This window comes from Sphingomonas fuzhouensis (assembly GCF_034659795.1).
Lineage (GTDB): Bacteria > Pseudomonadota > Alphaproteobacteria > Sphingomonadales > Sphingomonadaceae > Sphingomonas > Sphingomonas fuzhouensis.
On sequence record NZ_JAXSQY010000001.1, the window covers coordinates 403976 to 415352 of the forward strand.

An 11377-nucleotide genomic window follows, 5' to 3' on the forward strand; every position below is an offset into this window, starting at 1 on the left:
TGGAGAAAATGGTGAACTGCCTGATCGGCCAGCCTTTTCTCTCCTTTTGGCCGCCGTCTGGCAAGATTCGGCAATAATTTGCCGAATGCCTGACAATTTAACGTGCCTTTAGCGGCCACTCCTTATGCTCGCCGGCAAAGGAGAATGACATGCAGCCTGGGTATCGCAGCTTCTGTCCCGAGCATCCGGCCTTCGCCATCGCGATGGCGTTTCAGCCGATCATGGATGTCGAGACCGGTCGCCCCATCGCCTATGAGGCGCTCGTGCGGGGGCGCAAGGGCGAGGGCGCGGCGGATATCCTGGCGAGCGTGAAGCCCGAGGAACGCTATGATTTCGACCAGCAATGCCGGGTCGCCGCGATCGAGGGGGCGGTGGCGGCGGGGCTGCTGGATTCGGATGCGCGGCTGTCGATCAACTTCTTCCCCGACACCGTCTATTCGCCGCTCGCCTGCCTGGAGCCGACGCTGGACGCCGCCCGGCGTCTGAACCTGCCCTATGAGCGGTTGATCTTCGAATTTTCCGAACAGGCGGATATGGGCGATGGCGAGCATCTGAAGACCATCCTCGATACCTATCACCATATGGGCTTCGGCACCGCGATCGATGATTTCGGTGCGGGTCATGCCGGACTGACGCTATTGGGGCAGGTCAGGACCGACTATATCAAGCTCGACATGGCGCTGATCCGGGGGATCAACCAGGCCATGCCCCGGCGGATGATCGTCGAGGGCGTGATCCGGATCGCCGAGAAGATGGGCATCGCGATCATCGCCGAAGGGGTGGAGACGATCGGCGAATATGACACGCTCCATGCGCTGGGGGTACGGTACATGCAGGGCTATCTGATCGCCCGGCCGGGCTTCCGCTGCCTGCCGCCGGGGCACTTGCCCGAGGAACCGTCCTGGGCGGTGAGTGCCTGAGGGGCAGGAGCCGATCGGCGTCCATGCAATTCCTCCCCTGTAAGGGGAGGGGTGTCGCGCTCTCGATAGCGTGTACCCCTCCGTCAGGCCTGCAGCTGCCACTTCCCCTGCCAGGGGAGGAATGCGTTATCATGTCGTGCTTGAAAGCGTCAGCGGTCAGCGCCCCATGCCTGCTCCGCCTGCCAGATAGCGGGCGATGGGATCGATCATATCCTTCGGGATACGCCGTGCGATGACGGGCATGGTCGCATGGCTCTTGCGCGCGTCGACGACATTCTTGTCGCCCTGCCACTGGCGCAGCCGCGCGGCGATGTAGCTCGCCCGCTGTCCGGCGAGGACGGGGTAGGGCTTGCCCGGTGCGTGACAACTGACACAGGCGGGAAGCTGCTTGTCGGGCAGGCCATGCTCGACGATCCGCGCCGCCGCCGGATCGCCCGAAGGCGTGCCCCCCAGCCCTGGCATCGCGGCGAAGCGGCGCGCGGCGGCCTCCATCGCGGCGGGCTCCATCCGCATCGCCACCTGCTGCATGACCGCGCTCGACCGGGTGCCGTTGGCATAGCCCTGTAGTGCGGCAAGCAGATAGTCCGGGCGCTGGCCGCCCAGAATCGGGATGTCGGGCGCGCCGCGCCCCCGGCCGTCGGTGCCATGGCACCCGGTGCAGTTGTCGGGATCGACCGAAGGCGAAGCCTCGGCGACCAGCGCGCGATATTGGGCGGGCGTCATGCCCGGCAGGCGGCGGACAAAGGCGACCATGCGCCGAACCTCGTCGGGGCGGTCCTGCACGGCCCAGGCGGGCATGCCGGTATATTTGACGCCGTGCTGGAGAATCCAGAAGAGCTGCTTGTCGGCCCATTCACGTGCGTTGATCGACAGATCGGGCGCGGGCGGGGTGGCGGCCTGCATCACGGGGGATGGCTTCTGCCCCGGCGCCCCGTGGCACATGGCGCAGCTATTGGCGAAATGCCCCGCGGCGCTGACCATGCCGGTACGGTCGGCCGGGTCCTTGGGCGCGGTAAGGGCGGCATGGGTGCGTACCGAATTGCGCATCGCCCAGTGGAGGAACCAGTCGGTGATCGCCCAATGTCCGCTGGAGGCGGCAAGGTTGATGACGCCCGACCAGGCCAGCCCCATGCCGAGCAGGGCCAGGCCGAGCAGCGTCGCCAGCACCCGCTTCCAGGTGATGCGGATCGTCATGCGTGCGCCTCCTCTCGCGCCTGGAGCAGCCGCGCAAGCATCGCGAGCCCGCCGCAGAGATAGGCGATGCCGCCGACCAGTAACATGACGACGCCCGCCACCTGCTGATCGGCCAGCGCCCCCATGTCGTGATGGCTGTAGAGCGGCCGCGGCGCGAGGCCGATCAGCGCGCCGAGCAGGGTCATATGCATCGAGGTGACGAGCAGGGCCGCCACGCCCGCCGCGCGGTGTCGAGGGGCGAGCACGGCGGCCCAGAGCAGCAGGCCGACCGCCAGGAAACTCACCTGCTCCGCCACCAGCCAGCCGGGCGCATGATCCGCCAGACGGCGGAGCGCGGGCACATGCCAGCCCCACACCACCACCGCCTCGATCAGCGCGGCGGTCAGCGGGGTGGCCAGCCGGGGCATTCGCACCGCCGGGTCGGCCCATGTCCCCTGCACCCCCAGCGCGATCAGCGGCGCGGCGACCGCCACCGCGATCATGTGCGCGACCATATGCCCGGTCATGCCCCAGCCGCTAAAGCCCCAGCCCAGCGGCAACAGCGCCAGCCCCGCGATCAGCCAGCTGCGCTTCACCGACAGTCCCCCAGCATCAGCACCGGCAAAGCGGTGAAGATGACCGCGACGAAGCTCAATCCCGACAACAGCATCGTCGAATAGGCCAGAAAGCGCAGGCGATCGATATCGGTGCCTTCGTTATGTGGCGGCGGATCGCCGGGCGTGCGCGACTGCTGCCATGCGATGACGCCCGATGCGACGATCACGATCAGCGCGACGACCGTTCCGATCGCGAAGGCGGTCGGGAACAGCGCCCATTCGCCGATTCGCTCGCACGAGATGGCGGCCCATAGGTAGGAGAAGAGGAAATGCACCGCCCAGGTCGTCGGCGGCACGATCAGCGTCCACAGCGTGACGCGCAGGCGGTGCGCATTCTTCAGCCAGCGCTTCACAGCCCCGTCTCCGGAAACAGGCCGATGGTCAGATAGGCGACGAGCGCGGTCAGCGCGAAGAAGTGCAGATAGACAGTGATGTTGCGGATGTCGGCGTCATGGGTCGGCGTCATCTTGCCCGCAATGCTGCGCGTCAGCGTGTAGAGCTGCATGATCACGGCGACGGCGGCGTGGACGACGGTCCAGACGACCAGCACCCAAACGATGGCGGGATAGACATTGGCCTCCGGGTCCAGCCCCTCCAGGCAGCGCAGCCCGGCAAACACACTGGCGATGGCGGCGATCGCTCCCCCGATCAGCAGCGCCCGCGCGGCATGGACCGAGCCCCAGCCATGAAATTCGCGCGCGCTGAGCGTCGCGGCCCAACTGGCGAGCGACAGGGCCAGCGCCATCAACGGCCCGCCGCTGCCCGGCCCGTCAAACCCGTCGCCGAAATCGGGATGGATCGTCCAGAAGAAATAATAGCCGAAGACGAGGCCGGAAAAGGCGGTCGCATCCGCCATCATCGTGATGAACATCGCCCACCAGCCGGGCGCGGCTGGCCCTGCGATATAGAGCGGCAGGCGCATGCCGTGGCCGATCGGCTTTTCGGGCTTTTCGGGGATTTCGGCGGTGTCCCACAGCCACCACAGGATGCAGCCCAGCGTCACCACGCCGCCCAAAGCCGCGATCAGATAGAGGTGATAGGTGGTCAGGATGAACACACTGCCCAGCGCGACGGCGGTCAGCATCGGTTTGACGCTGGGCGTGCCCAGCCGGATCACCGAGACGGGCTTTGCGTCCAGGACCGAAGTGATGATCGTCTCGCGACGGCCTTCCTCGGCGTCGGGCAGGAAGAAGCGGCCTTCATCGACCTTGGCGACGAAATTCTTCTGGTCCCAGATCGGATAGCGGCTCTCGACCAGCGGTACCGAGCGGATGCCCCAATCCTCGTCATCCGGATGTGCCAGCCATTCCAGTGTGCCCGCATTCCACGGATTGCGCGGCGACTTGGCGCGCGTTGGCGAGAGCATCAGGTCGACGACCAGCACCGCGACCCCGGCTGCGAACATGTACGACCCGGCGGTTGAGGCAAGGTTCAGCCAGCCGATGCCCAGTTCTTCGGGATAGGTGAAGACGCGACGCGGCATCCCTTCCAGCCCCGACAGGTGCATCGGGAAGAAGGTCAGGTTGATCCCGACGAACATGATCCAGAAGGCGATCCGCCCCAGCCGATCGGACAGCTTCTTGCCGGTGATGAGCGGCCAGTAATAATAGAGCCCGCCGAACAGCGGCAGCAGGGTTCCGCCGATCAGCACGTAATGGAGATGCGCGACGATGAAATAGGTGTCGTGCGCCTGCCAGTCGAACGGCGCGACTGCGACCATCACGCCGGTCAGCCCGCCGATGACGAAGATGGCCAGGCTTCCCGACGCATAGAGCAGCGGCGTCGACCACTTCACCTTGCCCGCCCACAGCGTGGCGATGAAGGCAAAGATCTGCACGCCGGTCGGGATGGCGACGGCTTCGGAGGCGGCGGAGAAGAAGGCTAGGCTGATCCTCGGCAGGCCGGTCGCGAACATGTGGTGGACCCACAGCCCGAACGACAGGAAGGCGGTGCCGACGGCGGCCAGCACGATCCAGGGATAGCCGAGCAGATGCCGCTGCGCGAAGGTGGGGATCATCATCGCGAACAGGGCGATGGAGGGCAGGAAGACGATATAGACTTCCGGATGGCCGAAAATCCAGAACAGGTGCTGCCACAGCAGCGGATCGCCCCCGCGCGCAGCATCGAAGAAGGGCCAGTTGAGCAGCCGTTCCATCTCGAACAACAGGTCGCCCGCAATCAGCGGCGGGAAGGCGAACAGGATCATCACCGCCACGACCAGGATATACCAGGCGTAGAGCGGCATCAGGTTCAGCCGCATCCCCGGCGGACGGCATTTCAGCACGCCGACGATCAGCTCTACGGCGGCGGCCACCGACGACACCTCGATGAAGGACAGGCCCAGCATCCAGATGTCGGCACCCAGCCCGCTCAGGTCGGTGCGGGTGGTCAGCGGCGGGTACATGAACCAGCCGCCATCGGGCGCGGCGTTAAAGAAGATCGAGCCGCCGACGAACACGCCGCCGATCAGGAAGCTCCAATAGCCAAAGGCCGACAGGCGCGGAAAGGGCAGGTCGCGCGCGCCCAGCAGCTGAGGCAGCAGGATGATCGACACCGCCTCGAACATCGGCACGGCGAACAGGAACATCATCATCGAGCCGTGCAGCGTAAACAGCTGGTTGAAGGTGTTCGCCGAGACGAGGTCATTGTCCGGCACCGCCAGCTGGGTGCGCATGATGAGCGCCAGCACGCCCGCAAACAGCATGAAGCCGAACGCGGTCAGTGTGTACCAGACGCCGACCCGGTTGTTGTTCGTATCGGTCCAGCGCAGGAACAGGCCGCTGGGCGGCTTCCACACCGCGCGCAGGCGTTCCTCCTGCGCGGCGCGAAGCTGAAGATCGTCCTGGGCGTGGAGGCTCATTTCAGGCCCTGAAGATAGCGGGCGAGGGCGGCGGCCTCGTCATCCGACAATTGGGGGAAGGACGGCATGCGGACGCCCGGCTTGGCTTTTTCGGGATGGCGGATGAAGCCGGCGACGTTGGCCGGGGTCATGGGCAGGATGCCCGCCGCCAGCGTCCGGCGCGACCCGAAATGGGTGAGGTCGGGGCCGATCCGGCTGGGCGCGGTGACGCCCGCAATGCCGTGGCAGCCGCCGCAGCCATTGGCCGCGAACAGGCGCGCGCCGGGGGTGTCGCTCGGCCGGGCGGGGCGGGCCTGTTCGACCAGCCAGGCGTCGAAGGCCGCCGGGGGCATGGCGATGACGTCGAACGCCATCAGGGCATGGGACAGCCCGCAAAACTCGGCGCATTGCCCGCGATAGCGGCCCGGTTTCTCGGCGCGGACGACCAGGCTGTTGATGCGGCCGGGGATCATGTCCATCTTGCCCGCCAGTCCCGGTATCCAGAAGCTGTGCACGACATCGCCGCCGCTCAGGCGAAAGGCGACGGTGCGGCCGGTGGGAATACGGATTTCATTGGCGCTGAGGACGGGCGGGCGGCCGGGCGGCGCATAGGCGACGCGCCACCAGAATTGCTCGCCATCGACCGCGATGGTCAGGTCGGCGGGCGAGGTCGGGCGGGGCCGCATATAGGGCAGTGAATAGGCGAGCAGCCCGAGCAGGATGATGGTCGGGATGATCCCGCCCAACCACAGGACGATCCGCATCCCCTTGCGATGGTCGATCGATCCCTCGGGCGCGCGGACGGCATGGCGCATCAGCAGCGCGACTCCGCCCGCAATCACCACCGCGCCGATCAGCATGATGATGAAAAGGTGGCGAATATCGGCCGCATCCGCCCCGAATGGCGCCAGCGTGGATTGATGCGTGTTGCATCCCGCCAGCAAACCGGCCGTCAGAATCAGAGTGGCGCTGCTTTTCCCCCGCATGGCCCCCGAACGTTTCCTTGGCGGAATAGTTCATGTGGGCTTCATCTAAAATTCATGTTTGCGGCATTTCTGCTATCGATTGTCGTTGCGGCGCCACACCTCCCCGGCCAGCAGGGTCGCAAAGCCCAGCCAGGCCGCCAGCGGCATGACGCTGACCGAGGCCGGGCGATCGACTTTCCATGCAGTCGCCGCGAGCGCCGTGGTGCCGAGCGCCATCGCGCCAGCGGCGGCAGTGCTGGCGCCGGTGCGGCGTTCGCGGAAGAACAACTCGGTCCAGCCGCCGATCATCGCGCTGTTGCCCAGCCATAAAGCGACCGAGGCATTGCGGGCGGACGATGCTGGCTGGCGGAGCAGGCGATAGCCGCCGACCGCCGCCAGCGTCTCCAGCACGGGCCACACCGCGCCGAACACTTTGTCGGGCGGGGTGAAGCCGGGCTTGTCGAGCCGCGCATACCAGCGGCGGATGCGTGGGTGCGACGGGTCGGGGGCGTTGCGCCGCCCGATCACCGCGCTCAACCCCAGCACACCCGCTGCGATGCCGCCCGCCACCAGCGGTGAGAATCCCTGCTTCTTCATGGCCTTCGTCCCTTCCGAATGTCGGGGGGATAACGGCCATCGCTCAAGCCTGTTCAACAGCGATGCGGCGGCGGCTCCACAGCAGGACACGGTCGAGCAGGCCGATGACGATCAGCGACAGGCCGAACAGCGGCAGTGCGATGCCCGCTGCCACCAGCGATACGAGCAGCCCGCCGACCCGCGCGCCTGACAGCTTGGGCGGTGCGCCGACGCGTCCGGCCGGGCGTCGTTTCCACCACATGGCGACGCCGCTGAACGTCAGCACCCAGATGGCGATGCAGGGGATCAGCATCAGCAACTGGTTCGCACGGCCGAAATAATTGCCCATGTGAAGCTGGACACCGGATTCCACCGCACGGCCCAGGATGCCGTAATCGGCATAGCGGACCTCAGGCCCGATGGGTTTGAAGCTATAGCGGTCGATATAGAGCGTCTTCTGCCCCACCGGCCGGTCGGGATAGGTGAAGACGGTATAGACCCCGTCTGCTCCCTTGGGCAGGAACAGTCGGTAGCTGCCCGTCCAGCCATGTGCGCGCAGGATGTCGGTCACCCGGTCGGTGCCGCGAATAACGGCGGGGTCGTGGGTCGCGCCGGGCATTTCGGGACCGTGATCGGCATGCTCGCCGCCCATGGCAGGCATCGCCGAGTGGGGCATGGGGGCGTCTTCGAGCGTCCAGGGCGCATCGCCCAACGCGGCCTTCATCGGCACGCTATGGGGAATGTTGTACTGGCGGAAGGAAGGAGGATAACCCACGCCGAGGGCTGCACCGACCCGGTGGACCATCGGCCCGCTGATCCCGGCCCAGGGCAGGCCGGTGACGATCAGGAAGCCGATCAGCGCGACGGTCCATACGCCGAACGGCCCATGCAGGTCGCGCCAGAAACGCCGCCCGCGCCCGCGCAATCTGGGCCAGAGCGTCCCCGCCGCCGTGAACCGCCCGCGCGGCCACCACAGAATGACACCGGTGACGAGCAGCACCAGCGCCCAACTGACCGCCAGTTCGACCAGCCGCTCGCCGAACACACCCATCAGCATCGACCGGTGCATGGCATCCGCCCAGCCGACCAGCGTGCGGTCATAGACGACGCTGCCCAGCACCTTGCCCGTGCCGGGATCGACTGCGACCCGGCGCGGCGGTCCCTCGGTCGGCTGGACGAACACCACCGCCGAGCGGTCGTTCGTTTGGGGCATATCGACGCGCGATGCGCTGCCCGGATAGGCGGCGAGCGCGGCCCCGATCATCCGCGACATGGGCACATCGGCGCGGTGCGGCGCGACGAAGCGGAGTTCCGGGTAAAGTGCATCGTTCAACTCGTCGTTGAACAGATAGATGGCCCCGGTCAGGCTGAGCATCAGCAGGACCGGCGCGACCAGCAGCCCGGCCCAGAAATGCCAGCGCCAGATAGTCCGGTGAAAGGCGGCGTGGCGGGATGCGGGTGTCATGACATGCTCCTCACAACCGGGCCGTCAGCGCGATGTCGAAGGATCGCGGCGCGCCGATATAGATGTTGGTCGACGGATAACCGGAATATTCGCCGTAGAAGCGATTGGTCAGGTTCCGCCCGCGCAAGGTCAGGGTGGTGCGCTGACCGACCGGCAGCGACAGGCTGGCGTCAAGCAATGTGTGACCCGCGACATGAATGCTGTTCGCGGTATCGGTATAAAAGCCACCCGCCTGTCGCAGAATGCCGCCCAAGGTGACGTCGTGCGGCAGGGTGTAGAAGGCCGAGGCGAACAGCGTCGTGTCGGGCACGTTGATCGGCCGGTTGCCGCTGCGATCGATCCGCACACCGCCGACCAGCTCCGACAATGCGTCATAGCGCGCATCGACATAGGATGCCCCCGCCGTCAGCCGCAGCGACGGGACCGGGCGAAGCTCGCCGGTCAGCTCAACCCCGCGCGATGATTGCCGCCCGCCCTGCACGCTCAAGGCCGGGTTGGTCGGATCGCGGGTCAATATGTCCGACTGGGCGATGCGATAGACCGCACCGGTCAGCGTCGCGCGATTGCCCCAGCCGCTCGCCTTGAACCCCGCCTCGACCGCATGACCCTTGGTCAGGCGGAAGCGGCTATTGGCGATCGAGGCGAGCAGGATGGTCGACACCGGCGAGACGGCGGTGGTGTATTGCGCATAGAGCGTCACACCCCGCACCGCGTCCCAGGTCGTGCCCGCCCGCCACGACACCGGATCGAAGCGCGGCGCATTGCGATCGGTCGCACCGCCGACATTCTGGATCGTCGCCCGGTCGAGCGCGATATGGTCCCAGCGGACGCCGCCGACGAGCAGCCAGCGCGCGGTCAGATTGACTGCATCCTCGGCAAAGACCGATGCCTGTTTCAACCGCGAGCGGAAGGTCACATTGCCGCTGGTGAATACGGCCGCTGCGGTCGGCGCGACGATCAGCGCGGGGGTGCGCAGATCGACATCGAGCAGGGTGCCGAGCGGCGCCTGCTGGCGAAGGCTGGTGAAGTCGGTGGCGTTATACTCCGCACCCAGGCTGAAACGGTGGCGGAAGCCAGCGATCCGCCCGTCGCGCCCGATCACCGCGCGCGCGTTCCAGAAATGATGGTCGTGACGGAAATCCTGATAGCTTTGCCGGATGCTGCCATCGGGGAAGGTGGCGCTCGGCGCGACGAAGCTCTGCGTATCGGCGAGCAGGAAGGCGCGGCCGGCGGTATAGCCGGTCAGGTCCAGCGCGGCGGCCCAGCCGTCGCCCATCGCCCAGTCCAGCCGTGATCGGATCGTCGTCTCGTCCGCGCCGGACCAGCTCCCTTGCGGGTTATAGTTGCGCTGCCTCAGGCTCCGGTCGGCGACCAGCCCGCTGGTCGTGCGCACCGCATCGCTGGGGTCGAGCGCATAGCGCGTCGGGATCAGCGGCAGGCCCTGATAGGTCGCGTCATAGCGATCCTCGAAATGATCGACCGCGACCAGCAGCGACAGGCGGTCGCTCGGCCGGAACAGCGCGCTCGCGGTCAGCCCGGTGGACATGGTGGCATTATGGTCGACATCGTATAGGCTGTCGGATCGCTGATAGCTGGCATCGGCGCGCACGGCGATGTTGGACGATACCGGCAGGTTGACGCCGCCACCGGCAAAGACGGTGCCGAAGCTGCCGCCCGACACCATGAGGTCCAAAGTGCGTTCGCCGATCACGGGCTTGCGCGTCACCTTGTTGATGACACCCGCCAATGCGCCTTCGCCGTACAGGACGGAGGCGGGGCCCTTCAGCACCTCGATCCGGTCATAATGCCAGATATTGGTGTCGCGCTGGGCAACGGTGGAGGCCGCGATCCGCACGCCGTCTTGCAACACCGCGACGGTGTTGCCCGCAAAGCCGCGCATCGTGACGACCGCTGGATTGCCCGGCACATTGCCGGATATGGCACCGACGACCTGGTCGAACGCCTCGCGTGCGGTGCGGACGCCGCGCTTCTGCAGCTCATCCTGGGTCAGGATTTCGATGCTGGCGGGGGTTTCGCGGATCGACAGGGGCAACCGACTGGCGGCTTCGGCCCGATCGTCCAGCGTGTTGCCGGGCCGCTCCGCCGTCACGACGATCAGGGGCGACGAAGGCGGCGGCAGAGGCGGCGGTGCCGCCTGACCGGACAGGACCATGTCCGGCATCGCAAGGGGAAGAATCATGGAGGATGCTTTCGACCGACCCCCCGGCAGGGCGGGGGGGCAAGGTTCATGAGGACGCCGCGCGGAACCGCGACACCGGATGAAACGGGGTCAGGAAAGCGTCGGTGGCCCTCGCAAGGGCGGCCGCAGATAGGGCGTAGCGCGCGGTCGGGGCGCGACCGGCATCGCCAGCCCGATCGCCATGACGAAGGCGATGAACAGCGCCAGCTGGATCGGATCGGTCGCGGCCAGGCTCGGCGCGGCGAGCCCGGCAAAGGCGCAGGGCATGTCGTGCCCATGGCTCTTGTCGGAATGCCCCGCCGGATGACCGGCCGGGTCATGATGCATGACCATGGGGCCCATCGCCATGCCCGCGCCGTGCGGCATCGCTGCGGCCTCGGGCGCGGGCGTCGTGCTGGGGCACAGGATGATCGCCGCATGGCCATCGACCTGGCCGATCATATAGCCCGCAGGAATCAACAGCTTGAGCAACAGGGCCGCCGCGCAGAGCAGCACGGCCAGATGGCGTTGCGCGAACAGGCTGCGGATCGCCGTCACGGGGGCGAGGGGTAATGGAGGCGATCGGCCTTGTCACTCGGCCAGATCAGTTTTTGCCGAAAACCGGGAAGCAGACTGGGAATTT

10 protein-coding genes are annotated in these 11377 nt (G+C 66.8%); 1 reads left to right on the forward strand and 9 read right to left on the reverse strand.

Translation table 11 applies throughout. From position 1 onward, the window contains the following. Positions 1 to 149: 149 nt before the first annotated feature. Positions 150 to 920 (forward strand): EAL domain-containing protein, encoded by a 771-nt coding sequence (locus U1H82_RS01990; protein ID WP_322963250.1) that lies wholly within the window; start codon positions 150 to 152, stop codon positions 918 to 920. 156 nt (positions 921 to 1076) lie between these two features. Here U1H82_RS01990 and U1H82_RS01995 read toward each other — a convergent pair whose 3' ends face one another. The 9 genes from U1H82_RS01995 to U1H82_RS02035 form a co-directional block, all read right to left on the reverse strand. Next, complete coding sequence (locus U1H82_RS01995; RefSeq protein WP_322963251.1) at positions 1077 to 2114, reverse strand: c-type cytochrome; 1038 nt, start codon at positions 2112 to 2114, stop codon at positions 1077 to 1079. Continuing rightward, positions 2111 to 2689 carry a cytochrome c oxidase assembly protein gene (locus U1H82_RS02000; RefSeq protein WP_322963252.1) on the reverse strand — a complete coding sequence of 193 codons (579 nt, stop codon included), beginning with the start codon at positions 2687 to 2689 and terminating at the stop codon, positions 2111 to 2113. The genes U1H82_RS01995 and U1H82_RS02000 overlap by 4 nt, the downstream gene beginning before the upstream one ends. Next, positions 2686 to 3063, reverse strand: a complete 378-nt coding sequence (locus U1H82_RS02005; protein WP_322963253.1) for a hypothetical protein — start codon at positions 3061 to 3063, stop codon at positions 2686 to 2688. The genes U1H82_RS02000 and U1H82_RS02005 overlap by 4 nt, the downstream gene beginning before the upstream one ends. Beyond that, positions 3060 to 5570, reverse strand: coding sequence for a cytochrome c oxidase subunit I (ctaD, locus tag U1H82_RS02010; protein ID WP_322963254.1), 2511 nt, complete (start codon positions 5568 to 5570; stop codon positions 3060 to 3062). Before ctaD ends, U1H82_RS02005 begins: the two co-directional genes overlap by 4 nt. Further along, positions 5567 to 6535 (reverse strand): cytochrome c oxidase subunit II, encoded by a 969-nt coding sequence (gene coxB, locus U1H82_RS02015; RefSeq protein ID WP_322963255.1) that lies wholly within the window; start codon positions 6533 to 6535, stop codon positions 5567 to 5569. The genes ctaD and coxB overlap by 4 nt, the downstream gene beginning before the upstream one ends. A gap of 72 nt (positions 6536 to 6607) precedes the next feature. Continuing rightward, the gene (locus U1H82_RS02020) at positions 6608 to 7111 is read right to left on the reverse strand and encodes a TspO/MBR family protein (protein WP_322963256.1); all 504 of its coding nucleotides are present in this window, start codon (positions 7109 to 7111) and stop codon (positions 6608 to 6610) included. Between the two features lie 43 nt (positions 7112 to 7154). Next, the gene (locus tag U1H82_RS02025; RefSeq protein WP_322963257.1) at positions 7155 to 8555 is read right to left on the reverse strand and encodes a PepSY-associated TM helix domain-containing protein; all 1401 of its coding nucleotides are present in this window, start codon (positions 8553 to 8555) and stop codon (positions 7155 to 7157) included. A gap of 10 nt (positions 8556 to 8565) precedes the next feature. Beyond that, positions 8566 to 10755, reverse strand: a complete 2190-nt coding sequence (locus U1H82_RS02030) for a TonB-dependent receptor (RefSeq protein ID WP_322963258.1) — start codon at positions 10753 to 10755, stop codon at positions 8566 to 8568. A gap of 90 nt (positions 10756 to 10845) precedes the next feature. Then, the gene (locus tag U1H82_RS02035) at positions 10846 to 11292 is read right to left on the reverse strand and encodes a hypothetical protein (RefSeq protein ID WP_322963259.1); all 447 of its coding nucleotides are present in this window, start codon (positions 11290 to 11292) and stop codon (positions 10846 to 10848) included. Positions 11293 to 11377 lie beyond the last annotated feature (85 nt).

Bases quoted from the DNA above. Each gene is read 5' to 3' on its own strand.
- U1H82_RS02025 (WP_322963257.1), bottom strand. From the start codon at position 8,555: ATGACACCCGCATCCCGCCACGCCGCCTTTCACCGGACTATCTGGCGC.
- U1H82_RS01990 (WP_322963250.1), top strand. From the start codon at position 150: ATGCAGCCTGGGTATCGCAGCTTCTGTCCCGAGCATCCGGCCTTCGCC.
- U1H82_RS02030 (WP_322963258.1), bottom strand. From the start codon at position 10,755: ATGATTCTTCCCCTTGCGATGCCGGACATGGTCCTGTCCGGTCAGGCG.
- ctaD (WP_322963254.1), bottom strand. From the start codon at position 5,570: ATGAGCCTCCACGCCCAGGACGATCTTCAGCTTCGCGCCGCGCAGGAG.
- coxB (WP_322963255.1), bottom strand. From the start codon at position 6,535: ATGCGGGGGAAAAGCAGCGCCACTCTGATTCTGACGGCCGGTTTGCTG.
- U1H82_RS01995 (WP_322963251.1), bottom strand. From the start codon at position 2,114: ATGACGATCCGCATCACCTGGAAGCGGGTGCTGGCGACGCTGCTCGGC.
- U1H82_RS02020 (WP_322963256.1), bottom strand. From the start codon at position 7,111: ATGAAGAAGCAGGGATTCTCACCGCTGGTGGCGGGCGGCATCGCAGCG.